The organism is Morococcus cerebrosus (assembly GCF_022749515.1).
In the GTDB taxonomy this organism is placed as follows: Bacteria; Pseudomonadota; Gammaproteobacteria; order Burkholderiales; family Neisseriaceae; genus Neisseria; species Neisseria cerebrosa.
Map to the genome: position 1 here is coordinate 746,329 of NZ_CP094242.1, position 24,986 is coordinate 771,314.

The window sequence follows — 24,986 nt, forward strand, 5'->3', positions numbered from 1 at the left end:
TATGAAAAACCATTCCGTACTCTTCGTCTGCCTCGGCAACATCTGCCGCTCCCCCATGGCGGAATACGTCCTGCGCCACCGCGCCCGCGAAGCAGGCGTAGCCCACCGCGTCCGCACTGACAGCGCAGGCACATCCGGCTGGCACGACGGCGAAAACATGCACCAAGGCACGCGCAAAACCCTCGCGGCCCACGGCATCAACCATCAAGGTTTTACCAGCAGCAAAGTGCGTTCCGAAGATTTCGATGAATTCGACTTCATCATCGCCATGGACGACAACAACCTTGCCGAACTGGAAAAAATGTTCGGCAAACACCCTGACAAAATCTTCAAACTCACCGACCTCATCCCCGAAAGCGGCTACCGCCACGTCCCCGACCCGTGGTACACCGGCGACTTTGACGAAACCTTCAGGCTTGTGGACGCAGGCAGCGTCGCGCTGCTGAAAAAGCTGGGCTTGGTTTGAATCGGTTGACACAACATTTAAAGTTGAACGCAATGCAGTAAAAAAGGTCGTCTGAAACCTCAAATTTGGGTTTCAGACGACCTTTTGTTGAAGAGATGGCCGGGGTAGGGCGGCTGAATGAGAAATAAACACCGCCTTAGCGCGCGAAAAAGCGACGCCCTCAACCACCGCGGGCAAAGCCCACGCTACTTTATCCGGTTCATTCAAGGGCTTTCCAAGCAAAGCAAATGTTCTGTAAACCGAATCTTAGGTTTCAGACGATCTTTTCAAAAAGCAACAATTCTTACTCTTGTCGAACAAAAAAGCCGGGGTAGGGCGGCTGAATGAGAAATAAACCCCGGCGTAGCGCGGGTTCTACCCGCGAGAAAGCGATGCCTCCAAACCACCACGGGCAAAGCCCACGCTACACAACGCTACTTCGCCCGCCCATTGCCATACATCAAAAGGCCGTCTGAAAAAAGCCGTTTCCAGCGTTTCAGACGACCCCGCCGCCGCGAAAGGCGTATACTTTTCCCTATCGCAACCAAGGAGCCGAATCATGAAAATCCTGCCCGTCCTGACCGCCGCGCTGCTCTTGTGTTCCTGCGCTGCTGACCGTGAAACCGAAGCCCTGAAAAACAGCCTGTCCGAAGCGCAAACCGCCGTGCGCCTTTCCGCCGAAAACACCAAGCGGCTGGAAGACACCTATTCCGACATTTACTTCCACCTCGACAGCCTGACCGTCGAAAGCTTCAAAAAACGCGTCGCCAACGGAGACACCGTTTACGCCTACATCGGCAGACCAAGCTGCGGCGACTGCAACGCCTTCGAACCCATGTTCAAACGCTACATCGCCAGCCGCAACCTGAACGGTAAAATCTACTTCGTCAACGTCCACCGCCTGCACCAAGACAAAGAAGCATGGACCGCGTTCCGCCAACAATACAAACTCGGCGGCACACCCGTCCTAGCGAAATACAGCAAAGGCAAACAAGTCAACAAACTCGATTTGGAAGAAAACGGCGGCAAAATCAGCGCCGAAGACTTGGAGAAATGGCTGGACGCAAATGGCTTGCGGTAAATTGTCCTTTTGAGATTGCTCCGTCTGAGTGTTAAAGACTTTGCGGAAGGAATGAAGAGAGGTCGTCTGAAAACAGGATTTTGGTTTCAGACGACCTTTTATTACATCAACAATCTTGTCCCTTCCCCCGTCCCACGGGGGAAGGTTAGGATGGGGGTGGCTTCCCAGCTTTAGGCAAAATCAAACTGGTGCAGCCGCCCATAGAGCCACCCTCTCCCCAGCCCTCTCCCGCCGGACGGGAGAGGGGGCAGGCTGCGCGTAGAGACATAGATTTCTGTCGGACTACCGTCATTCCCGCGCAGGCGGGAATCTACTTTTGAATCTCGGCAACTGTTTTTAAGACATCAGTTTTTTAGAATTTTCAATGGATTACCGACTGCGCGGGAATGACGACAGCAGGGTGTTTGGCGTGATTTGTTTATAAGAAAAGGTCGTCTGAAAATCTTAAAATCAGGTTTTCAGATGACCTCGTTTATTCAATCAATACAGGCTTGGGATAACTCAAGTAGCGTGGGCTTTGTCCACGAAATGAATAGAAACACAGCCATCCTTCGAATTAACATACGGCAAGTTTCGTGGGCAAAGCCCACGAAACTTGTTGTGCAGCAACGGCAACCTGTCCCTTCCCCCGTTTGGCGGGGGAAGGTTAGGATGGGGGTGGCTTCGCGGCTTGAGGCAAAATCAAATTCGTGCGACCCATAGAGCCACCCTCTCCCCAACCCTCTCCCGCCGGACGGGAGAGGGAGCAGGCTGCACGTCGCGGCATAGATTTCTGCCTGACTACCGTCATTCCCGCGTAGGCGGGAATCTACTTTTGAATCTCGGCAACTGTTTTTAAGATATCAGTTTTTTAGAATTTTCAATGGATTACCGACTGCGCAGGAATGACGGTGGTGGGGTGTTTGGTGTGGTTTGTTTATAAAAAAGGTCGTCTGAAAATAAGTTTGCGGTTTCAGACGACCTTTGTGGGGCAAATCAGTATTCATCACGTTTTTTAGGTATAACCATCTCCTTTCCTGACAAATTACTTATAATTATTAGGTTTGTTTCATCACAGAAGCGTTGCATCACCTTTCTTTTCTCTGATTTTGCCAATCCTTTCCACACAAAATCATTTTCTGTTTTCCAATCAGGATAGATTTTTTTAATAAAATCATAAACTGTTATTTTTGCGAATAATAAATTTCTACTCGTCTTTAGTTGTCTCCAATGCAATTTACATTTGAAAAGCTTTGCATTATTCAAATAAGCTGCTGTTAATTTAGTCCCCTCCATATCAACTGCCCATAAGTATGCATTATCTAACCTAGCCCATTTTAAGTTTGCAGTTTGTAAATTACTCTCAAATAATTGCGCATTTTGAAAGTTAGCTTTACATAATTGACTATTTTGAAACTTAACTTGGTCCAAAATAGCTCCTCGAAAATCAGCTCCATCTAAATTTAAATCTGATAAGTCCCTAGCAGTTTTACTTACTACACTCAACGAAAAATTCATGCCAGCCAAGCAAATATTAGGCAACATTTCGGGGAAATCCCGTAGATTAAGTTTCGTGTTATTCCGATTCAAACTTAATAACACATGCGTTAAAGCCACCCCCATAGGGCTTTCTGCTGATTTTCTCAATTTTCTAATAATCTCCACCCTTTCATTTCTAATAATTTCCTCCCTTTCATAATGTAAACCAATATTTTCGAACTTCTTCAAACTATCCTGCTGCATCGCCTGCCACGCGGATTTCAATAGGTTGAATGCGGGACGACGGAAACTTTCTCCGTAATCTCCTCGGAAAAACGGCAACAAATTGTAGATAGCGGAAATCTGCAAAGCGACCGCTCCGTCCCGTTTACTGAAAGTATCGAAATGGGCAGCATTTGGTTTTTTGGCATATTCTTCAGATTGTTCCATCGTTTGCTCTGTAATTTCTGCTCCGTCTTTTGAGCTGCTTTTCTGCGTGGTTTTACTGACGGTTTTTATTTCCGGCAAATGCGCGCCGCTGACCCATTCGGACAGTTTTTGAAATTCTTTCAGATTAATGTCTTTGCGCTGGTTCTCGATTTGCTGTTTGTTGTTTTCATCACGGAAATGCCAAATTGCAAAAGCGACTGGTGCAGAAACAATCAGAATAATGAAATTCCAAAAACCCGCAGATAAAGTGTCTATCGAATCCTTAGAATAAAATTCAAACCAATTAAATAAAATATCAAAAATAACGATGGAAAATGTCCCGGCACAAAAGACTTTTAATACATTGCTCCATTTTTTACCAAAAAGTACCCAGCATAAAATAATCAGAACAACTAGGATGCTTATAATCGCCCACTTATGGTCAATAACAAAAGCTACATTTCCCATTCTGTATTTCCTTATTAATCATCATTGGAGTCGCTATCAACAGCAGCCCGAATTTTATAGTATTGCGTGGAGGCAAAAAAGAAAAAGGTCGTCTGAAACTGAGTTTACGGTTTCAGACGACCTTTTGTCGCAGCAGCAACCTTGTTCCTTCCCCCGTCCGGCGGGGGAAAGTTAGGATGGGGGTGGCTTTGTGGCTTTGTGGCTTTAGGCAAAATCAAATTCGTGCAGCCCGTAAAGCCGCCCTCTCCCCAACCCTCTCCCGCCGGACGTGAGAGGGGGCAGGCTTGCACATAGAGGCATAAATTTCTGCCTGACTACCGTCATTCCCGCGCAGGCGGGAATCCACTTTTGAATTTCGGCGACTGTTTTTCAAACATCTGTTTCTTAGGATTTCCGATGGATTCCCGCCTGCGCGGGAATGACGGCGGCGGTGTGTTTGGCGTGATTTGTTTATAAGAAAAGGTCGTCTGAAATTGAGTTTGCGGTTTCAGACGACCCCTTGCCGTATCAGCAACCTTGTTCCTTCCCCCGTCCGGCGGGGGAAGGTTAGGATGGGGGTGGCTTTGCGGCTTGAGGGAAAATCAAATTCGTGCAACCCGTAGAGCCACCCTCTCCCCTGCCCTCTCCCGCCGGATGGGAGAGGGGGCAGGCTGCAAGTCGCAGCATAAATTTCTGCCCAACTACCGTCATTCCCGCCCCCGCCTACGCGAGGACAGGCTACGACGGGAATCCACTTTTAAATCTCGGCAACTGTTTTTCAAACATCTGTTCCTTAGGATTTCCGATGGATTCCCGCCGTAGCCTGTCCTCGCGTAGGCGGGGGCGGAAATGACGACGATAGAATGTTTGGCGTAGTGCGTTCATAAGAAAAGGTCGTCTGAAAACCTTGGAATCGGGTTTTCAGACGACCTTTTGTCTTGGTTTCGGATGTTATTTCTTCAATTCCGCCAAAATTTCGTCAACGGTTTTCTTCGCGTCGCCGAAGCACATCACGCTGTTTTCGTTGAAGAACAGTGGGTTTTGTACGCCTGCGTAGCCGGTGTTCATCGAGCGTTTGAAGACGACGACTTCTTTTGCCTTCCACACTTCCAATACGGGCATACCGGCAATCGGGCTGTTCGGGTCGGTTTGGGCGGCGGGGTTGACGGTGTCGTTCGCGCCGATGACCAGCACTACGTCGGTTTCGGGGAAGTCGTCGTTGATTTCGTCCATTTCCAACACGATGTCGTAGGGTACTTTGGCTTCGGCGAGCAGTACGTTCATATGACCGGGCAGGCGGCCGGCGACGGGGTGGATGCCGAAGCGTACTTCGGCGCCGTTTTTACGCAAAAGCTCGGTGATTTCGGCAACGGGGTATTGTGCCTGCGCCACTGCCATGCCGTAGCCCGGGGTGATGATGACGCTGCTGGCGTTGCGCAGCATTTCGGCGACTTCGGCGGGTTTGGCTTCGCGGTATTCGCCGACTTCTTGGCTGCCTGAGGCTGCGGCCGAGCCGTCGGTACCGAAACCGCCTGCGATGACGGAGATGAAGGAGCGGTTCATGGCTTTACACATGATGTAGGACAGAATCGCGCCGCTGGAGCCGACGAGTGCGCCGGTGACGATGAGCAGGTCGTTGGAGAGCATGAAGCCTGCCGCTGCGGCCGCCCAGCCGGAATAGGAGTTCAGCATGGACACGACCACGGGCATATCCGCGCCGCCGATGGAGGCGACCAAGTGCCAACCGAATGCGAGGGCGATCAGGGTCATCAGGATCAGGATGAAGCCGCTGCCGTCAACGGATACGAACACCAGCATCAGGATAAAGGATAAAACCAATGCGGCGAGGTTGAGCTTGTGTTTGGCGGGCAGTTGCAACGGCGCGCTGCTGATTTTGCCGTTGAGCTTGCCGAACGCGACCAGCGAGCCGGTAAAGGTTACGGCGCCGATGAAGATGCCCAAATAGACTTCGACCAGATGGATGGTGTGCATATCGTGCGAAACGTTGCCCGGTGCGATATAGCTGTTGAAGCCAACCAAAACCGCCGCCAAGCCGACGAAGCTGTGCAGAAGTGCAATCAGTTCGGGCATTTCGGTCATTTCTACTTTTTTGGCTTTGTAGATGCCGATGGCCGCGCCAATCAGCATGGCGATGATGATCCAGCCCAGCCCGTGGGTGTTTTCGGAAAACACGGTAACAAACAAGGCGACCGCCATCCCCGCTACGCCGGAATAACAGCCCTGCTTAGCGGTTTCCTGCTTGGACAGCCCCGCCAGCGAGAAGATGAACAGTATCGCGGCTACGATGTACGCCGCTGTAACGAGTCCTGAAGACATGGTGATTCTCCAATTATTTGTGAAAGTAACTGATTGTGAAACAGGTATTAAGGCCGTCTGAAAACCGTTTTTCAGACGGCCTCTTCAAGCTGCATTAGTCAGGGCAATGTTTGCTTCAGACAGAACGGGAGAAGCCTCGTTGTTGTTCTTGTTGAATATTTTGGTTTTCCTGAGCAACTAGCTGTTGTTGCCGCTCTTCTTCTAAAGCCTGTTGGACCCTTTCATTGAAACTGGCAACTTTGTCAGGATTATCAGCCAAAAGTTTTTTTGCATACGAACCGTCGGTATCATTCAATAATCCTTGCAGCATAGCCATAGTTTCTTCGTATTTGGATTGGGGCTTGGGATTCTCAACAGGTTCTGACTGTGTCTGCATGGCATATTGGGGATTTTCTTTGAATTCCTCTTCTTCAAGATAACTCAAGTCCTTCAGGTCGGAAATGCCTGCATCGTCAGGATGTTGCGGTACGAGATTCCTATCCAGTTTATTTCCCGAACCCGGGGCAAGATGTCGGAATATTCCGTCTTTTTCAGGTTCGGGAAAGCCTGCTTCGCGTAATAAGGTATCGGCAAGGGTATTGGAATTTTGCCTCAAGAAGTCGTAAGGATAGATATTGTCCTTGCTTTGGGCATTACGTACCATTTCCTGCCATTTGGTAGATAAATCGGGAGCTTCGGCGATCAGTTCTCGGTATTGCTTTTGTGGAGAAATTGGTGAGCCATTTTTGTAATACCAAGCAGTATCTTTATTATTGATATTATCTGGGTTGTGAGTATTGTATGGCAAACCTATATGATTTGGTAAACCAGTTTCAATATGAATTTTCCCCAAAGGAAGCTGCGGAGAAGTTTCTTGTCCTGCCCAACCACTGATGCTGTACTGTTGGCCTCTTTTATCGGTATAGAGTAAAAATTTATGATGATATTCCACACCTGCAAATGTACCGATATGCCGATAGCCGACTTCTATTTTTTCATTAACCATATTCATTTTCTTATTCAACATAGTTAAGGGTAGCATCAATTTTTTCTAAATAACCATTATTATTAAACCTCAACATTATTGAAATTCTTGGTGTAGGTACAAAAGGTAATTCCTGCTTGAAGTATCCTGCGTGTATAACTCCATCTACCTCATGATAATTTTGATTCATTTGGGTTAATGAATTTATTACTTGTTCTCGCGATGAACCAAGTGGTAAATATTTAGATATGATATGACTTACATCAATCGTACTCCATCTTGGTATAGCTTCTCGTTTTATAGACAAAATTTCGTTCAGCATGGGGCTTTGGGTCGGCATATTACCTTTTCCTTTTAAGGTTGATTGTTGAACTTCAGAGTGTTTTTCATAATTGCTTGCCTCGCAGGCTGATAAAAAAATAAGTGATAGGGTAATTGGCAATACTGCAAATGTGCCGATATGCCTGTAGCCGACTTCTATTTTTTCGTTTGCCATTTATATTCTCCTATTGTTATTGAGCATAATGAAATTTACTATCGATATCCTCCAAATAGCCTAAATTATTAAATTTTAATACAATACTGACCGAAGGATAAGGAATCATTGGATGAACCTGCCTGCCATAACCTGCATAAATAACATTTCTTTCATCAGTATAGTGTTGATTCATATCGCTTAACTTATTAATAACCTCTTCTTTAGAAGAACCAATCGGTAAATATTCGGAGACAATATAGGTAACATCTTTTACCTTCCCTCCGGCGGTATATTTTTCACTGGCAAAAATTTCATTCAGCATGGGACTTGAGGGTTGCATATTGTTTTTTTCTTTCAAGGTTGATAGCTGGGTTTTAGAATTTTTTTCATGGTTACTTGCTTCACAAACCGATAAACATATAAGTGATATAACAAGTGATAATATCGTTAAATTTATAAATTTCATGATGAATCCTTTGATAGACTTCTATTTTTTAATTAATAACTTTTTAATATTTTATAAATTGTTGCTTTTATCTAAGTAGGAGGTGTTACCCAATAAATTTCCATTTCTGTCAAAGAATAAGCCGATATACAAATCACGTCTATTACCCAAATTACCTTCACCTTTTTTATAATGAATAAGCAATTTGTTATTTGAATTCTCTAAAATATCAAACTTGTCAGAGATAATATTATTTATTTCGTGTTGGGAAGTACCTGAACAAATATATTTTGAGACGATATGGCTGACATCTGCACGTTGACTTGAAATGTCTGTAATACGGATTTTAAAGACTTCATTTAACATTAAGTTCAAATTTGACATGTTTCTTTTCCCTTTTAAGGTCGATTGTTGAATTTCAGAATGTTTTTCGTGGCTGTCTGCTTCACAACCTGCTGAAAACACAAACAACATAAAAGTAGATACCAATAGCAATTTTTTGTGCAGCATATTTAATTCTTGCAAAAGTGTATTTGTTTAATGAGCATAAGTTGTGATTTAACGATTTTATAGTTTTCGGTATCTGCCATTTTCAATTTCCTTTTTCAGTATCTTCTACGATTTGTTTTTCAACGTTCAAAGAATCCAACCCCTTTTTAGGAGAGACAATGATGCGGTAAATATGTTTTGCACGACCGCTTCCGGAATGCCCTCCTGTAGCTCTTGACCGAATATACCCGTTATATTCGCAAAACTCTTTTTCTGCCACACAAGTCATACCCATATTTGAAACTACATTTTGGGTATTTTCAGGGCTATTGTCGCCGTTTAAATGGGACGAAACCATTTTCCCCAACTCTTCTTTCTCCGGGTTGTTGGGAAATATTTTAGTAATATATTCTTTGATTTCTCCTTTAGGCAGGTGATCATAATTGACAGACATCCTTGGAAAGCCCAAATCACAAGCAGTAAGAAAAAATGATGAAATCAAGGTAATAATGGAAGACTTTTCCATATATTAATTTCCTTTGTATTTCATAGCAGGGCAGGTCGGGTTGGTAAGCTCAACCCCGCCCGGTTTTCAGACGGCCGTTGCCCCAAGCGACATTATCCGCCGCCGAATTGTGCCAAAAATTCTTCTTCGGTCAGCTTGGGCGTGTCGTTTGCCAGTTCGTAATACGGGGCTTTGGCGTCGATGAAAATCTGCTCTTCCAATTTGAAATCGGCGTTGTCGGCAAACAGCCCGGCGAAGACGAAATAGCTGTCGTTCGGCAGGAAATGGTAGAACAAATGTGTACCGCAGTTTTTGCAGAACGCGCGTTCCGCCCATTCGGACGAATGGTAGCGGGCGATGTTTTCACCGCCATCGATTTTCGGCGGTTTGGCGGCAATCAGCGAAAACGTCGCACCGCTGCCCCAAGTGCGGCACATGCCGCAATGGCAGGCGTGGACATGTTTGTCGTGTTCCACTTCTAAAGATACGTTGCCGCACAGGCATTTTGCTTTCATGATCGAACTCCTTATATTTGAAAGCTGACTTCTAGGTCGTCTGAAACGGTGTTGCCAAAACTTACGTCGCTCGTTTTCAGACGACCCCGCTGTCAGACAGCGGCTACAAACAGCCCGATGGTGCAGACGAATCCGCCCGTCCACATTGCCGAACGCAGGCTCGGTTTATCTTTCAGATAGCTGAAAATATAAGCAATGCGGAAGGCGATGAACGATACTGCCAAAAGGTTGATGGTCGCTTGTGCGGCGTTGCCTGTGGCGTGTGCCACCAAAACAGCAGCGGCAAACGGAGCAAACACTTCAAAACCGTTTTGCTGCGCGGCATTGGCACGCGCCGACAAGCCTTGCGTTCGGGCGAGGAAATCGCGCGGATTTCGGTTGTCCGACGGCTGAAAACCGCCCTGCGCTTTGGCGATGAAAGAGCAGAGCAGCGGCAGCAGCGATGCGATCAGGATGCACCAATAGGCTAAAGTCATGCTTTTACCCTTTCCTAAACATATTCAACATCCGGCGTGTTACGTAGAAGCCGCCGAAGATGTTGATGCTGGCAATCAGGATGGCGATGAAGGCCAGCAGGGTCACGAAACCGTTGCCTTGGCTGATTTGCAGCAGCGCGCCGACGACGATGATGCCGGAAATGGCGTTGGTCACGGACATCAGCGGGGTATGCAGCGAGTGGCTGACGTTCCAAACGACGTAGTAGCCGATGACGCAGGCGAGGACGAACACGATAAAGTGGTTCAAGAATGCTGCGGGCGCGACCGCGCCGACCCACAGTACCAACACGGCGGCGATGACGGCGGGCGCGAGTTTTTTCCACAGGGGAACGGGTTTCGGCTCCGGCTTGGCGGCAGGCGCGGCTTTTTCAGACGACGTTTGCTGCGGCTGGGCGGAAACTTGAATCGGCGGAGGTGGGAAGGTGATTTCGCCGTCGCGGGTAACGGTCATGTTGCGGATAATCACGTCTTCGAAGTCCAGCGTGATTTCGCCGTCTTTGTTCGGGCTTAACAGCTTGGTCAGGTTCACCAAGTTGGTGGCGTAAAGCTGGGAAGACTGTCCGGCAAGGCGGTTTGCCATGTCGGTGTAGCCGATGATTTTCACGCCGTTGTCGGTTACGAACAATTCGCCCGGTTTGGTCAGTTCGCAGTTGCCGCCCGTGGCCGCCGCCAAATCGACGATGACGGAGCCGGATTTCATGCTTTCCACCATTTCTTTGGTAATCAGCTTGGGCGCGGGTTTGCCCGGAATGGCGGCGGTAGTGATGATGATGTCCACTTCTTTCGCCTGTTCGGCAAAGAGCTTCATCTCGGCGGCGATAAATTCGTCGCTCATCACTTTGGCGTAGCCGTCGCCGCTGCCGCCCGATTCTTGCGGGAAGTCGAGTTTCAGGAACTTACCGCCCATCGATTCGATTTGTTCCGCCACTTCCAAGCGGGTATCGAACGCGCGCACCACTGCGCCGAGCGAGTTTGCCGTACCAATCGCCGCCAAACCTGCCACACCGGCACCAATCACCAAAACCTGCGCGGGCGGCACTTTGCCAGCGGCAGTAATTTGACCGGTGAAGAAACGGCCGAAGGCGTTGGCGGCTTCAATCACGGCGCGATAGCCGCTGATGTTTGCCATCGAAGACAAAGCGTCCAAAGCCTGCGCACGGGAAATGCGGGGCACCATGTCCATCGCCAGCGCGTTGACTTTCTTGGCGCGCAAGGCTTCCACCAAAGCCTCGTTTTGGCGCGGCCACAGGAAGCTGACAATGGTCTGCCCTTCTTTGAGCAGAGGCAGCTCGCCTTCGGACGGCGCGTTGACCTTATAAATCAAAGGGCAGGCCCAAACCGTCGCTTTGTCGGCAACGGTCGCACCTGCTGTTTGGTAAGCGGCATCGTCCAAACTCGCCGCCAAACCTGCGCCGCTTTCGACAACGGTTTCAAAGCCCAGTTTGCTCAACAGGGCAACAGTGGCAGGCGTACAGGCGACGCGGGTTTCGCCGGATAATGACTCGCGTGGGATACCGATTTTCATCTCTGAATCCTTTTTTGGGTTGTCTGTATGTATAGTGGATTAAATTTAAATCAGGACAAGGAGGGTAATGCTGTACTGGTTTAAAGTTAATTCGCTATAAATGTTAATATGTTTCATATAATCCCCTTATAGCGAATTTTTCGACGGCTGGCAATAGCTGCGGCGGATGGTTTGCTTTTACGGTAAAGGTCGTCTGAAAGCTTATGTTTGCTGCCATTGATACGGGCTGGGGCTTGCGTTTCGTGTTAAAATCCTGTTTTAACAACATATAAAAGGAACACAATCATGCGCCTGCTCCACACCATGCTGCGCGTCGGCAACCTTGAAAAATCTTTGGATTTTTATCAAAACGTTTTAGGCATGAAGCTCTTGCGCCGCCACGATTACCCGGAAGGCCGTTTCACGCTGGCTTTTGTCGGTTATGGCAGCGAAGCTGAAAATACGGTTTTGGAATTGACCCACAACTGGGATACCGAAAGCTATGATTTAGGCAACGCCTACGGCCACATCGCTATCGAAGTGGACGATGCTTATAAAGCTTGTGAACGTGTAAAAGAGATGGGCGGAAAAGTCGTGCGCGAAGCAGGGCCGATGATGCACGGCACGACCGTTATTGCTTTTGTTGAAGATCCCGACGGCTATAAAATCGAGTTTATTCAGAAAAATAGCGGCAATGATTCGGTGAAATACTGATTTTCTATCAAAAGGTCGTCTGAAACGTTTGGCGAAACCCGCCAAATCTGTTTCAGACGACTTTTATTATATTTATCGGTTCGACCCTTTGACCATATCCATCAAAAACAGGCGGCAGTCTAAGTTGCCGTTGTAGAGCGGGATTTTACGTTTGGGCGAAAGGCGCATGAATTTCGGCATATCGCGGTCGCCGGTAAACATGCCAGCCAGCCAGCCCGCGTAATACTGCTTCAACCACGCGCCCAACTGCGGGTAAAGGGCTTGCAGGGCTTGGACTTCGGCAAGGCGGACGCCGTAAGGCGGATTGGAAATCAAAATGCCGCCTTCCCCGTTCGGACGGGTATCCTGCGCGTCTTTGACTTCAAAACGGACAAACGTGTCCACCTCGGCAGCTTGGGCGTTGGCAACGGCAGCGCGGATCATATGGCGGTCGTTGTCGCTGCCTGAAATCGGGGCAGGCGCGGGGCGGATTTGCGTTTCGGCTTCGTGTTGCAGCTTTTTCCAAAGGGCGGCATCGAAGTTTTTCAGCTTTTCAAACCCGAAACGGCGCATCAAACCGGGCGCGCGGCAGGTGGCAATCCACGCAGCTTCGATGACGATGGTGCCGCTGCCGCAAAACGGGTCTTGGAAAGGCTGCGTACCGTTATAGCCCGCCAGCAGCAGCAACCCCGCCGCCAAGTTCTCGCGCATCGGCGCTTCGCCCGTGTCTTGGCGGTAGCCGCGTTTGAACAAGGCTTCGCCGGATGTGTCGATGAAAATTTGAATGTCGCGCTCGTCGATAAAGGCATGGATGCGGATGTCGGGGCGGATTTTGCCGACGTTGGGGCGCGCGCCGCAAGCGTCGCGGAACACGTCGCATACGGCATCTTTGATTTTCAGCCCGACGAAATCCAAACTTTTGACTTGGGCGCGTTTGCCTTCTACTTTGACTTTGAAGGTTTGTTCTAAGTCGAACCAATCCGTCCAGCGGATATTTTTCGCCGCTTTATAAATGTCTTGCTCGTTGCGGTAGCCGCTTTTGGTCAGGCGCAGCAACACGCGGCTGGCAGTGCGCGAATGCAGGTTGATGCGGTACACCTGCTCCATACCGCCTTTGCACGCGACGCCTCCGTCAACGGCGCGGATGTCTTGGCATTTGAGTTGTTCGAGTTCTTGGGATAAAGGGGCTTCGAGACCGCGCGGGCAGGTAACGAAGAGGGAATAAGTGGTCATGCGAACCTTTCGGGGGTAGGGCGGTTGAACTGAGATTGCGGTGATTATAATGCTTTTCGCAACGGGATTTATCGAAAGGTCGTCTGAAAATTGCAGAAAGCGAGCGATATGGCTGTTGAGATAAAGAAGGTCGTCTGAAAACCAATCCCGGTTTTCAGACGACCTTTGCCGTATTTCAAACCGTCAATCAGCGCGGATGAACCATATCGGCGGGGACGACCAGTTCGTCAAACTCTTCGCCTGTCAGCAAGCCCAACTCAACGGCGGTTTCGCGTAGCGATTTGTCGTTTTTATAGGCGGTTTTGGCGACTTTGGCGGCGTTTTCGTAACCGATTTTGCGGTTCAGCGCAGTAACGAGCATCAGGGAATGGTGCAGGAAATAGTCGATTTTTTCCGGCACGGGTTCGATACCGGCGGCGCAGTTTTCGTTGAAGCTGTTGCACGCGTCGCCCAAGAGGCGGATAGATTGCAAGAGGTTGTAGGCGATAACGGGCATATAGACGTTCAGCTCGAAATTACCCGACGCGCCCGCCATGCCGATGGTGACGTCGTTGCCGAACACTTGGCAGCACACCATGGTCATCGCCTCGCATTGGGTTGGGTTGACTTTGCCCGGCATGATGGACGAACCCGGCTCGTTTTCGGGGATTTTGATTTCGCCCAAACCGCAGCGCGGACCGCTTGCCAACCAGCGGATGTCGTTGGCGATTTTGTTCAGGCTTGCCGCCAGCGTTTTCAGTGCGCCCGAAGCGGCAACGGCGGCATCGCGTCCGCCCAAGGCTTCAAATTTGTTCGGCGCGCTGACAAACGGCAGGCCGGACAGTTCAGCGAGTTTGGCGGCGGCTTTTTCGGCGTATTCGGGATGGCTGTTCAAACCCGTGCCGACTGCCGTGCCGCCTAAGGCGAGTTCGTACAGACCTTTGAGCGCGTCGTTCAGACGACCTAAGCCGTGGTCGAGTTGGGAAACGTAGCCGGAAAACTCTTGTCCCAAAGTCAGCGGCGTCGCGTCCTGCAAGTGGGTGCGGCCGATTTTGACGATGGGGGCGAATTCTTTGGCTTTTTTGTCCAATGTGTCGCGCAGGGCTTTTACCGCCGGAATAAGGTGGCGGTTGATTTCAATCGCGGCGGCGACGTGGATGGCGGTCGGGAACGCGTCGTTGGTCGATTGCGCGTGGTTCACATGGTCGTTGGGATGGACGGGCTGGTACGCCGCCAAACCCGTACCGGCGATTTCGTTGGCGCGGTTCGCCAGCACTTCGTTCATGTTCATATTGGACTGCGTGCCGGAGCCGGTCTGCCAAACCACTAAGGGAAACTGCCCGTCGAGCTTGCCGTTCAACACGTCATCCGCCGCCTGCGTAATCAAATCCGCCTGCTCAGGCTTAATCCTGCCGAGGGAAACATTGGTGGCGGCTGCGGCTTTTTTCACCAGCGCCAAAGCATAAATCAGCGGCTGCGGCAGGGTTTCGCCGCCGATTTTGAAATTGTTGCGGCTGCGCTGGGTCTGCGCGCCCCAATAGGCTTCGGACGGGACTTCGACATTGCCCATGGTGTCGTGTTCGGTACGGGTGCTCATTTGTTTCTCCTAAGTTAAATGATAATGCAAATAATTTGCAAGCGTATTATAGCGGGCAGGAGGTCGTCTGAAAAGCGGGGGAAGGGGGTTTGGTAAATAGGGTGAGGCAGTATATTGAACAATAGGGCAGGGTGCGGATTGCGGTATCAAAAAAGGTCGTTTGAAAAGCGGAAAATGGCTTTTCAGACGACCTTTGCTTTATTTTTGAAGGCTTATTCGATGTTTTGAACCTGCTCGCGCATTTGCTCAATTAAGACTTTCAGTTCGACTGAAGCCTGCGTGCATTCCGCCGCGATAGCTTTGCTGCCCAGCGTGTTCGCCTCGCGGTTCAATTCCTGCATCAGGAAGTCCAAGCGTTTGCCCGCGCTGCCTTTGTTTTCCGTAACGATGCGGCGGACTTCGGCGATGTGCGTGCGCAGGCGGCTGAATTCTTCGTCAACATCGGATTTTTGGATAAACAGCGCAAATTCCTGCTGCAAACGGTCATTGTCGATATTGCCGACCGCTTCCGCCAAACGCGCGTTCACCTTGTCCATATGCGCCTGGAGCAGGCTGGGGAACAGCTCGCTCAACGCATCCACGATTTCTTCCATGCTGGCCAAACGTTGCAACAGATGTTCGCCGAGTTTTTTGCCTTCGCGTTTGCGGGCGGCGGCAAACTCTTTCAACGCTTCGTCCAACAGCTCTTGCACGGTTTTTGCCAAAGCTTCGGGGTCTTCGCTTTGACCTGCCAATACACCCGGAAAGCGCAACACTTCAGCGACCGTCAGCTTGCCGAAACCGTGTTCCTTGCGCCAAGTTTTGTTCAAATCGGACAACTGTTTCACCAATTCTTCATTGGTTTCCAAACTCTGCCCGCCGACTGCCGCGTCCTGCAACTGAATACGGCATTCCAGTTTGCCGCGTGCGGCCGAAGCCGCAATTTTCTCGCGCAACGCGCCTTCCAGATAGCGCAATTCTTCAGGCATACGGAATTGGACATCCAGATAGCGGTGGTTCACCGCACGGATTTCCAAGTTCACGCGCTTGCCGCCGCATTCGCCTGCGGCATTGGCAAAGCCGGTCATACTGTGGATATGGATGGATTGAGTCATGGTTTTACTCCGTTTCAAAATACGAGTGAAAGTGGAGGGACTATAACACAATATAGAATAAGGTCGTCTGAAAACGATTTCAGACGACCTTAAGCAGCCATCCCGCCGAATCCCGTATAATACCGACCACAAATTTTCACCGCTTCCCCAAAGGACAAATCATGAGCAGTTACACCCGCACTTCACGCGCTGCCGACAGCCTGCGCGACATCAAAATCACCCCGCACTTCCTGCCGCACGCCGACGGTTCGTGCCTGATCGAATGCGGCAACACCAAAGTTATCTGCACCGCTTCCATCGACGAAAATGTTCCGCCGTTCCTTCGCGGCAAGGGGCAGGGCTGGGTTACTGCCGAATACGGGATGCTGCCCGCGTCCACCGCCTCGCGTATGCGCCGTGAAGCCACGGCAGGCAAGCAGTCGGGTCGCACTCAGGAAATCCAGCGTCTGATCGGGCGTTCGCTGCGCGCCGTCGTAGATATGGAAAAACTGGGCGAACGCCAAATCCTAATTGACTGCGACGTGATTCAGGCTGATGGCGGAACGCGTACCGCGTCTATTACCGGCGCGTTCGTCGCCCTGCAAATTGCGGTTAACAAGCTGCTTTCAGACGACCTCATCAGCGAAAACCCCATCCGTGAAGCCGTTGCCGCCGTATCCGCAGGCGTGGTGAACGGTGTACCGCTTTTAGATTTGGATTACCCCGAAGACTCCGGCTGCGACAGCGACGTCAACATCGTTATGACCGTTTCGGGCAAAATCATCGAAATCCAAGGCACGGCGGAAGGCGCACCATTCAGCCTTGACGAATTGGGCAAACTGATTGCGTTGGCGCAAAAAGGCATTGCCGAGTTGACGGCGCACCAGCAAAACGCATTAAAAATATCCTGCCCTATCGGATAACGGCATTCTGCAAATGATAAAAAGGTCGTCTGAAACCTGAAGTTTCAGACGACCTTTTGGAATCGGACGGTTCGGATTATGCCAATACGCCCAAAATAACGGCGCCTGCTTTGAAGATTGCCGTTGCTTTTTGGCCGGGTACCAGATTCAGCAAATCGCTGCTTTTCATGGTAATGCCCGCGCTCAAAGCCAAGCCATCACCCAAGTCCAAGTCAACGATGCTGTTGACCGAACCGCGTTCGATATGGCTGATGATGCCTGACAATTGGTTACGCGCGGAAAGTTTGATGTTGTCGAGATTGTTGGCAATCAAGATGCTGCCCGCTTTAATCAGCACCACAACGGCCTTGCCTTTTTCCAAGCCGAGGTTGCTGACGCTCTCGCAAGTAACGGCTGCTACGATTTCCTGTCCGGTCGGTAGGGAGACGGTTACTTCGCTGTTGACCGCGCCGTTGCGGATGTCTTTAACGATGCCGTTGAATTGGTTGCGTGCGCTGATTTGCATAATAATAATATTCCTTTCGTGTGTTTGTTGTTTGAATTTGAACGAACAATACTATACCGTTTTCTGATGTCTAAATACAATATATTTTTAAATAAAATATGTCTTAATAACTAGTATTTTGTACTGATTGATTAGAAAAATATAACAAGATGCAACTATTAGGTTTGAAATAAAAAGTCGTCTGAAACCATATTTTCAGACGACCTTCGACATCCGACGGCCTGTTTGTCGCCAAAATCCAATTTATCCTTGAAATTCATGTAAACGACAGTAAAATACACAAAGATTTGTCCGCCTTTTGCCGCAGCGTGAAAACCTGCTCAGACAGGCGGGAAGATTCCGACTTTGCAGCACCACGCTGCCCTACCAATCTCAAACAGAAAGCACGAAACATGGCGTTAATCGTACACAAATACGGCGGCACATCAGTAGGCTCACCCGAACGCATTAAAAACGTAGCCAAACGTGTCGCCAAAGCCCGCGCCGAAGGACACGACATCGTTGTCGTCGTATCCGCCATGAGCGGCGAAACCAACCGCTTGGTTGCGCTGGCGCACGAAATGCAGGAGCATCCCGATCCGCGCGAGCTGGACGTAGTCTTAGCTACCGGCGAACAAGTGACCATCGGCCTTTTGGCAATGGCATTGAAAGACATCGGCGTGAATGCCAAAAGCTACACCGGCTGGCAGGTCGCCCTCAAAACCGATACTTCCCACACCAAAGCCCGCATCGAAAGCATAGATGACGAAAAAATGCGCGCCGACCTCGCCGAGGGCAAAGTCGTCATCGTTGCCGGTTTCCAAGGCATCAGCAGCGAAGGCGATATTTCCACGCTCGGACGCGGCGGTTCAGACACTTCCGCCGTTGCGCTCGCCGCAGCCCTCAAAGCGGACGAATGCCAAATCTATACCGACGTAGACGGCGTTTACACCACCGACCCCCGCGTCGTGCCTGAAGCGCGCCGCATGGATACGGTTACATTTGAAGAAATGATCGAACTGGCAAGCCTCGGTTCGAAAGTTTTGCAAATCCGTTCAGTAGAATTCGCCGGAAAATACAAAGTGCGCCTGCGCGTACTGAGCAGCCTGCAAGACGGCGGCAACGGCACTTTAATTACCTTTGAAGAGGACGACAACATGGAAAGAGCTGCCGTAACCGGTATCGCATTCGATAAAAACCAAGCCCGCATCAACGTGCGCGGCGTACCCGACAAACCCGGCGTCGCCTATCAGATTTTAGGCGCGGTTGCCGATGCCAACATCGAAGTCGACATGATTATCCAAAATGTCGGCAGCGAAGGCACTACCGATTTCTCCTTCACCGTACCGCGCGGCGAGTACAAACAAACTATCGAAATCCTGACCAAACTGCAAGACAGCATCGGCGCAGCCGCCATCGACGGCGACGACACCGTGTGCAAAGTCTCCGCAGTCGGCTTGGGCATGCGTTCGCACGTCGGCGTTGCCGCCAAAATCTTCCGCACCCTCGCCGAAGAAGGCATCAACATCCAAATGATTTCCACCTCAGAAATCAAAGTTTCCGTCTTGATTGACGAGAAATACATGGAACTCGCCACCCGCGTCCTGCACAAAGCGTTTGATTTGGGTTAATCGGGTTGTATGCTTGAAAGGTCGTCTGAAATTTTATTTTCAGACGACCTTTTATTTTATTGTGGAAAAGTAGCCCAGTTTTTTGAATCAGGCATTTTTGAGTGAAAAGATTACAGGGGAGGGTGGTGGTATAGCGGATTAAAATTGCAATGATACAGCGTTGCCAACGCCCTTATATACTATCCGTAAACGGCACCCGTTGCTGCTTTGTCTCATTTTTATTTTAATCCGCTATAACAATGTAGATATTTACTGTTTTGATTTACTCCGGCTTGTCAGATATAGGCAGTAACAGCAATGTTTTCAGACGACCTTTTGATGCCTTGATATTTTGATGTCTTGATATTTAGTGAGGTTAGGCTATCTTTCTGTTTTCCCTTATAATGCCGAGTCTTTCTATACACTTTTCCGTCCTCCCCCTTTTCCCATGAAACCGATTCCTAGCTATACGCGCTGGTGGCGTTATAAATCCTACCTGCCCGACGCATCGCTGCCGGCGCATACGGTGGATTGCCCGGACTGCGGCAACCGCATGGATATTCCGCGCCTGCGGCAGGGGCAGGAAGCGCATTGTCCGGTGTGCAATCATGAAGTGGTCGAGGTGGAAAACAATCCTTATGTTGCGCCGCTGGCTTACGCGACAACTTCACTGATTTTGATGGCGTTTGCGTACAGCATGGTTTACATCCGCGTGGAACTTTTCGGCGTAACATCCGTCCTGTCGCTGCCGGAAATGATGCGGCTTTTGATTTATCAGGATTACGGTTTTCTGGCGGAAGTGATGTTCGTCCTCACGTTCGGCGCGCCGGTATTATTTTTGCTGCTTTGTTTGTACGTTTATACCGCGTTGGTGCGCGATCGGGCGTATCCTGCGCTGCGGTTTGCGACGCGGGTTTTGGTCAGGCTGCGCCATGCGATTATGGTGGATGTGTTTTTTATTTCCACTTTGGTGGCGTATATCAAGCTCTCGTCTGTGGCGGAGGTTGAATTCGGCTCGGCATTTTATTTGATGTTTGCGCTGTCGGTCATGCTGATTCGGACTTCGGTCTCGATTCCTCAGCATTGGGTTTATTATAAAATCCACAGGCTGACGGGCGGGGATGCGGTACAAGCGGCATCTGAAGACAAATTTTGTTGCAGCCGCTGCCTGTATTTCCGCGATAAAGACGAGCAGCCTTGCGAGGTTTGCGGTGCGGATTTGTACCGCCGCCGCCCGAAAAGCCTGAGCATTTCGCTGGCGTTTTTGATTGCGGCGTTTATCCTGTATTTCCCCGCGAATATTCTGCCGATTATGATTTCGTCGAACCCTACTGCGCTGGAAGTCAATACGATTTTCAACGGCATTGTGTATATGTGGAACGACGGCGACAGGCTGATTGCGGTGATTATTTTCAGCGCGAGTATTTTGGTGCCGGTATTGAAGATTATCGCGATGGCGGTTTTGATTGCGTCTGCTTATTTCAAACCGCCGATGAGCGCGCCGAAAATGTCGGTGCTTTACCGGATTACCGAATCCATCGGCCGCTGGTCGATGATTGATATTTTTGTGATTATTATTTTGATGAGTTCGTTCCACACCAACATGGCGCGCGTCGTCCCCGGCGGGGCGGCGGTTTATTTCTGCCTGGTGGTGGTATTAACCATGCTGTCTGCCTATTATTTCGACCCCCGCCTGATTTGGGACAGGCAGCAGCAGCTTTCAGACGACCCCGATTCCGACGATAACCAGAAACAATGAAAAAACACGATTCTTCTCAAACACATCGCGCACCCGCGCGTGTCAAAAAAACCAATGTCTTCACGTCTATCGTGTGGCTGATTCCGCTGATTGCGCTGATTGCGGGCGGCTGGCTGCTGGTAAAGGACATCCGCAACCGAGGTCCGGTCGTCACACTTTTGATGGACAGCGCGGAAGGCATTGAAGTCAACAATACGGTGATTAAAGTGTTGAACGTCGATGTCGGACACGTTACCCGCATCAAGCTGCGCGACGACCAAAAAGGCGTGGAAGTTACCGCCCAACTCAATGCCGATGCGAAAGACCTCATCCGCAGCGATACGCAGTTTTGGGTGGTGAAACCGCGTATCGACCAAAGCGGCGTAACCGGTTTGAGCACGCTCCTGTCTGGTTCGTATATCGCGTTTACGCCCGGCAAAAGCAATGAAACGAAGGATGTATTTGAAGTGCAGGACATCCCGCCGATTGCCGCCATCGGACAAAGCGGCCTGCGCCTGAAGCTGGTCGGTCAAAACGATAAAATCCTCAACGTCAGCAGCCCCGTACTTTATGAAAACTTTATGGTCGGACAGGTAGAAAGCGCACATTTCGAGCCTGCCGACCAAACCGTGCATTACACCATCTTCATCCAAAGCCCGAACGACAAATTGATTAATTCGGAAAGCCGCTTTTGGCTGGAGAGCGGCATCAATATCGAAACCACAGGCAGCGGCGTGAAACTCAATTCCGCTCCTTTGCCCGCGTTGCTTTCCGGCGCAATTTCGTTTGATTCGCCGAAAACCAAAAACAGCAAAAATGTGAAAAGTGAAGACAGTTTCACGCTTTACGACAGCCGCAGCGAAGTGGCAAATCTGCCCGATGACCGTTCGTTGTATTACACCGCGTTTTTCAAACAATCCGTACGCGGTCTGACTGCCGGTTCGCCTGTCGAATATAAAGGACTGAATGTCGGCGTGGTTTCCGACGTTCCCTATTTCGACCGCAACGACAGCCTGCATCTGTTTGAAAACGGCTGGATTCCCGTGCGCATCCGCATCGAGCCGTCGCGCATGGAAATCAATGCCGACGAACAAAGCAAAGAGCATTGGAAACAACAATTTCAAGCAGCTTTGGGCAAAGGTCTGACCGCCACCATCTCCAGCAACAACTTGATTACCGGCAGCAAAATGGTCGAACTGACCGACCAGCCCTCGTCTTCGCCCAAGCTGCGACCGCACACCGTTTACGCAGGCGATACCGTCATTGCCACACAAGGCGGCGGTTTGGACGATTTGCAGGCAAAAGTGGCGGATTTGTTAGAGAAATTCAACAATCTGCCGTTGGATAAAACCGTTGCCGGGTTGAACGGTTCGCTCGCCGAACTCAAATCCACCCTCAAATCTGCCAATGCCGCCCTAAGCTCTATCGACAAACTGGTCGGCAAACCTCAAACGCAAAACATTCCGAACGAGCTGAACCAAACCCTGAAAGAATTGCGCCAAACCCTGCAAGGCGTATCGCCGCAATCGCCCATCTACGGCGACGTGCAAAATACCCTGCAAAGTTTGGACAAAACCCTCAGAGACGTACAGCCCGTCATTAATACTTTGAAAGAAAAACCCAACGCGCTGATTTTTAACAGCAGCAGCAAAGACCCCATCCCGAAAGGAAGCCGATAATGCGCCTCTTCCCGATTGCCGCCGCCCTGACGCTTGCCGCCTGCGGCACCGCGCAAAGCCCGCAATATTTCGTCCTGCCCGACAGCCAATACATCCGGCCGGCGGCGCAAGGCAGCGAAATCGCGGTCAAAGTCAACCTTGCCGAACCGCTCGCCAACGGCGGCCTCGTTTACCAAACTGACGCGTATCATGTGAATCTGGCGAAGAACCACCTTTGGGCGGCACCGCTCGACGGCGCGTTGGCGGCGAACTTCAGCAACAAACTCAACCGCCTCAACCCGCGCCATACTTTCGTTCCCGCCTCACGCAGCCAAAGCAGCCAAACCCTGAAAATCTATGTTGAAGCCTTCCAAGGCAGCTATCAGGGGCAAACTACCGTCAGCGGCTACGCCCTGTGGCCAGACGGACGCAACAAACCGTTTGACGTTACCACCCCGCAACAAGGCGACGGCTATACCGCCATGCTGGAATCTTTGGAAAACGGTTTGAACGAAGCGGCAAAAAGCATCGCCTATTGATGAGGTCGTCTGAAAACCCGCTGTGGGTTTTGCCAAAACCATTCATCGTGTAAAAGGAAGAAACATGCACAACATCACGCTCTACACCCATCCCTTTTCACGCGGCAGATACGTCGTATGGATGCTGAAAGAATGCGGCGCGGAATACACCGTCGTACCCGTCCAGTTCGGCGCGCAAATGAAATCCGCCGAATATCTCGCCATCAATCCCCAAGGGCAAGTCCCCGCACTCAAATTCGGTGATGCCGTACTGACCGAATCGACCGCCATCATTACCTTTTTGGCAGAACAATTTCCCGACAAACACCTCATCCCCGCCGCAGGTACGGTGGAGCGCGGCGAATACTATCGCTGGATGTGCATATTGATGCACCTCGAATATGCAGCCTTCAATAAACTGCACAACCTGCCTGTCGATACGCCCGAATGCCGCCGCCAAATCGGTTACGGCGATTTCGATACCGCATGGAACACATTGCGCGAACACTTGAAAAACCGCGACTACATCGTCGGAAACAGCTTTACCGCGATGGATTTGTACTGCTCCGCGCTGATTCTGCACTTAACGCAAAATTGGAAAGTGTTGCCCGCCGATCAAACCGACGTATTACAACGCTACGCCGCCAAACATCTCGCCCGCCCCGCTTTCGCCGAAACCCAAGCATGGACGCAAGAAACCGCCGCCCAAATGCCGCCTGTGGCATAAATCAAGATTATTAAAACCAAAAGGTCGTCTGAAAACCCTTCGCAATCAGGTTTTCAGACGACCTTTGTTGTTATATTCGGCGATGTTTTCTCAACCGAACAGTCTGTTCACATCAGACGCTTTTTTGCGGTAAGGCAGGCGGATGTCGACGCGGAAAATGCCGTCGAGTTGGCGGCTTTGGATTTTGGCATCGTTGTCGTACATCAGTGTCAGGCGTTCTTTGAGGTTGTGCAATGCCATCGAGTTGCCTTTGTGCGGTTTGGCGTTTTCGCTGCTTTCGGGCGGGGTGTACGGGTTTTCGATGCGGATGTAGATGGATGATTTGTTGAGCTTGGTAAACACGGTAATCATACCGGGGCGGTGGGTCGATTCGACGCCGTGGAAGACCGCGTTTTCCAAAAGGGGTTGGAGCAGGAGGTGCGGCGTCTCCGCGTCATCGGGCGCTTGGTGCTGCCACATCACCTGCACGCGCATATGGCCCATGCGGATTTGTTCGATGGCGATGTATTCCTGCGCCCATTCGATTTCCTGTCCTAAAGTGCTGCTTTGACTGCCGTCGCGCAGTTGGGCGCGGAAGAGGTTGGCGAGGTTCTCCAGCAGGGTTTCCGCATCATACGGACGCAGGCGGATGAGGCTGATGGCGGCGTTGAGGCTGTTGAACAGGAAATGCGGGCGGATGCGGGCGGTCAGCGCGCTGAGGCGGGCTTCGGAAATCGAAGGCGCAAGGCCGTTCCGGCGCGAAGCTTCGTAATACATCAGCCCGAGCAGGAAAAGGTTGAACAGGAAGAAATGTTGCGAGAGTGTTCTGCCGTGTGTTTTCAGAATGAAGAAATCGACGATTGCAAATATCGATAAATTCAAAAAATAGGTAATAATGACGCCGTAGGGCGATGTTTTGATGGCAGGGGTGAAGATATTGACGAAATAGGCTTTAACCAAAATCCCCAGCAATACGGGAAACACCCATTGGGAATGATGGTAAATCTCTGCGGAATAGGAGAGCGAAGAATCGCTGATCAAGGGTAGAAAGAACAGACTGCCCAAGACAATAATCAAAAGGCGCACGACTGTTGCCGAATTGCGCAGGTCCGGGACGGCGAATGTATTGTTGATTTGACGTATAATAGACATAAAATATTTCCAACCGTTTTCTTTTAAT

At 50.3% G+C, this 24,986-nt stretch carries 26 protein-coding genes; 9 read left to right on the forward strand and 17 right to left on the reverse strand.

What is annotated here, in order from left to right:
• Position 1 precedes the first annotated feature (1 nt).
• Entirely contained in the window at positions 2-466 is a 465-nt protein-coding gene (locus MON37_RS03435) for a low molecular weight protein-tyrosine-phosphatase (protein ID WP_039410141.1), read from the forward strand.
• Positions 467-820: 354 nt separating this feature from the next.
• On the opposite strand, the gene MON37_RS03440 is transcribed toward MON37_RS03435, so the two are convergent.
• Complete coding sequence (locus MON37_RS03440; protein ID WP_052242844.1) at positions 821-1,006, reverse strand: hypothetical protein; 186 nt, start codon at positions 1,004-1,006, stop codon at positions 821-823.
• On the opposite strand from MON37_RS03440, the gene MON37_RS03445 reads away from it, so the two are divergent.
• The gene (locus tag MON37_RS03445) at positions 1,005-1,526 is read left to right on the forward strand and encodes a thioredoxin family protein (protein ID WP_003759382.1); all 522 of its coding nucleotides are present in this window, start codon (positions 1,005-1,007) and stop codon (positions 1,524-1,526) included. The genes MON37_RS03440 and MON37_RS03445 overlap by 2 nt on opposite strands.
• Before the next feature lie 145 nt (positions 1,527-1,671).
• Here the strand turns inward: MON37_RS03445 and MON37_RS12295 are convergent, their stop codons facing one another.
• The 11 genes from MON37_RS12295 to MON37_RS03495 all read right to left on the reverse strand — a co-directional run bounded on the left by MON37_RS12295 (position 1,672) and on the right by MON37_RS03495 (position 11,615).
• Positions 1,672-1,794 carry a hypothetical protein gene (locus MON37_RS12295; protein WP_278250519.1) on the reverse strand — a complete coding sequence of 41 codons (123 nt, stop codon included), beginning with the start codon at positions 1,792-1,794 and terminating at the stop codon, positions 1,672-1,674.
• 707 nt (positions 1,795-2,501) lie between these two features.
• A complete protein-coding gene (locus tag MON37_RS03450) occupies positions 2,502-3,881 on the reverse strand; it encodes a pentapeptide repeat-containing protein (protein ID WP_039410138.1) in 1,380 nt (459 codons plus the stop codon).
• A 930-nt stretch (positions 3,882-4,811) separates the two neighbouring features.
• Positions 4,812-6,197 carry a Re/Si-specific NAD(P)(+) transhydrogenase subunit beta gene (gene pntB / locus MON37_RS03455; RefSeq protein WP_039410135.1) on the reverse strand — a complete coding sequence of 462 codons (1,386 nt, stop codon included), beginning with the start codon at positions 6,195-6,197 and terminating at the stop codon, positions 4,812-4,814.
• Positions 6,198-6,312: 115 nt separating this feature from the next.
• Complete coding sequence (locus tag MON37_RS03460) at positions 6,313-7,218, reverse strand: hypothetical protein (protein WP_242883764.1); 906 nt, start codon at positions 7,216-7,218, stop codon at positions 6,313-6,315.
• Positions 7,193-7,657: a hypothetical protein gene (locus MON37_RS03465; protein WP_052242843.1), complete on the reverse strand. Its 465-nt coding sequence runs from the start codon at positions 7,655-7,657 to the stop codon at positions 7,193-7,195. Before MON37_RS03465 ends, MON37_RS03460 begins: the two co-directional genes overlap by 26 nt.
• Before the next feature lie 16 nt (positions 7,658-7,673).
• Positions 7,674-8,105, reverse strand: coding sequence for a hypothetical protein (locus MON37_RS03470; protein ID WP_039410129.1), 432 nt, complete (start codon positions 8,103-8,105; stop codon positions 7,674-7,676).
• Positions 8,106-8,156: 51 nt separating this feature from the next.
• Entirely contained in the window at positions 8,157-8,594 is a 438-nt protein-coding gene (locus tag MON37_RS03475; RefSeq protein ID WP_039410126.1) for a hypothetical protein, read from the reverse strand.
• An 82-nt stretch (positions 8,595-8,676) separates the two neighbouring features.
• Positions 8,677-9,099 carry a hypothetical protein gene (locus tag MON37_RS03480; RefSeq protein ID WP_039410123.1) on the reverse strand — a complete coding sequence of 141 codons (423 nt, stop codon included), beginning with the start codon at positions 9,097-9,099 and terminating at the stop codon, positions 8,677-8,679.
• Positions 9,100-9,191: 92 nt separating this feature from the next.
• Positions 9,192-9,593: a GFA family protein gene (locus MON37_RS03485; RefSeq protein WP_039410120.1), complete on the reverse strand. Its 402-nt coding sequence runs from the start codon at positions 9,591-9,593 to the stop codon at positions 9,192-9,194.
• Positions 9,594-9,685: 92 nt separating this feature from the next.
• Positions 9,686-10,069 (reverse strand): MAPEG family protein, encoded by a 384-nt coding sequence (locus MON37_RS03490; protein WP_039410117.1) that lies wholly within the window; start codon positions 10,067-10,069, stop codon positions 9,686-9,688.
• A 4-nt stretch (positions 10,070-10,073) separates the two neighbouring features.
• Positions 10,074-11,615 (reverse strand): Re/Si-specific NAD(P)(+) transhydrogenase subunit alpha, encoded by a 1,542-nt coding sequence (locus MON37_RS03495; RefSeq protein ID WP_039410114.1) that lies wholly within the window; start codon positions 11,613-11,615, stop codon positions 10,074-10,076.
• A gap of 285 nt (positions 11,616-11,900) precedes the next feature.
• Between MON37_RS03495 and gloA the strand changes: the two genes are divergently transcribed.
• Positions 11,901-12,308, forward strand: a complete 408-nt coding sequence (gloA, locus tag MON37_RS03500) for a lactoylglutathione lyase (RefSeq protein ID WP_016687772.1) — start codon at positions 11,901-11,903, stop codon at positions 12,306-12,308.
• Positions 12,309-12,380: 72 nt separating this feature from the next.
• Here the strand turns inward: gloA and MON37_RS03505 are convergent, their stop codons facing one another.
• The 3 genes from MON37_RS03505 to MON37_RS03515 all read right to left on the reverse strand — a co-directional run bounded on the left by MON37_RS03505 (position 12,381) and on the right by MON37_RS03515 (position 16,190).
• Positions 12,381-13,520: a THUMP domain-containing class I SAM-dependent RNA methyltransferase gene (locus MON37_RS03505; RefSeq protein ID WP_039410109.1), complete on the reverse strand. Its 1,140-nt coding sequence runs from the start codon at positions 13,518-13,520 to the stop codon at positions 12,381-12,383.
• A gap of 187 nt (positions 13,521-13,707) precedes the next feature.
• Complete coding sequence (fumC, locus tag MON37_RS03510) at positions 13,708-15,096, reverse strand: class II fumarate hydratase (RefSeq protein ID WP_009311574.1); 1,389 nt, start codon at positions 15,094-15,096, stop codon at positions 13,708-13,710.
• A gap of 212 nt (positions 15,097-15,308) precedes the next feature.
• On the reverse strand, positions 15,309-16,190 hold the full coding sequence (locus MON37_RS03515) for a YicC/YloC family endoribonuclease (protein WP_009311742.1): 882 nt from the start codon (positions 16,188-16,190) through the stop codon (positions 15,309-15,311).
• Between the two features lie 161 nt (positions 16,191-16,351).
• Between MON37_RS03515 and rph the strand changes: the two genes are divergently transcribed.
• On the forward strand, positions 16,352-17,092 hold the full coding sequence (gene rph, locus MON37_RS03520) for a ribonuclease PH (RefSeq protein ID WP_039410105.1): 741 nt from the start codon (positions 16,352-16,354) through the stop codon (positions 17,090-17,092).
• A gap of 76 nt (positions 17,093-17,168) precedes the next feature.
• On the opposite strand, the gene MON37_RS03525 is transcribed toward rph, so the two are convergent.
• On the reverse strand, positions 17,169-17,597 hold the full coding sequence (locus MON37_RS03525; protein ID WP_039410102.1) for a TOBE domain-containing protein: 429 nt from the start codon (positions 17,595-17,597) through the stop codon (positions 17,169-17,171).
• A 392-nt stretch (positions 17,598-17,989) separates the two neighbouring features.
• Here MON37_RS03525 and MON37_RS03530 point away from each other — a divergent pair, with 392 nt between their 5' ends.
• The 5 genes from MON37_RS03530 (at position 17,990) to MON37_RS03550 (ending at position 23,827) form a co-directional block, all read left to right on the forward strand.
• Positions 17,990-19,207 (forward strand): aspartate kinase, encoded by a 1,218-nt coding sequence (locus MON37_RS03530; RefSeq protein WP_039410099.1) that lies wholly within the window; start codon positions 17,990-17,992, stop codon positions 19,205-19,207.
• 427 nt (positions 19,208-19,634) lie between these two features.
• Entirely contained in the window at positions 19,635-20,945 is a 1,311-nt protein-coding gene (locus MON37_RS03535; protein ID WP_052242842.1) for a paraquat-inducible protein A, read from the forward strand.
• Positions 20,942-22,603 carry an intermembrane transport protein PqiB gene (gene pqiB, locus MON37_RS03540; protein ID WP_003769024.1) on the forward strand — a complete coding sequence of 554 codons (1,662 nt, stop codon included), beginning with the start codon at positions 20,942-20,944 and terminating at the stop codon, positions 22,601-22,603. Before MON37_RS03535 ends, pqiB begins: the two co-directional genes overlap by 4 nt.
• On the forward strand, positions 22,603-23,121 hold the full coding sequence (locus MON37_RS03545) for a PqiC family protein (RefSeq protein WP_009311204.1): 519 nt from the start codon (positions 22,603-22,605) through the stop codon (positions 23,119-23,121). The genes pqiB and MON37_RS03545 overlap by 1 nt, the downstream gene beginning before the upstream one ends.
• 64 nt (positions 23,122-23,185) lie before the next feature.
• A complete protein-coding gene (locus tag MON37_RS03550; protein ID WP_039410095.1) occupies positions 23,186-23,827 on the forward strand; it encodes a glutathione S-transferase family protein in 642 nt (213 codons plus the stop codon).
• A gap of 90 nt (positions 23,828-23,917) precedes the next feature.
• On the opposite strand, the gene MON37_RS03555 is transcribed toward MON37_RS03550, so the two are convergent.
• Positions 23,918-24,958 (reverse strand): sensor histidine kinase, encoded by a 1,041-nt coding sequence (locus MON37_RS03555; protein ID WP_003755259.1) that lies wholly within the window; start codon positions 24,956-24,958, stop codon positions 23,918-23,920.
• Between the last annotated feature and the right edge of the window lie 28 nt (positions 24,959-24,986).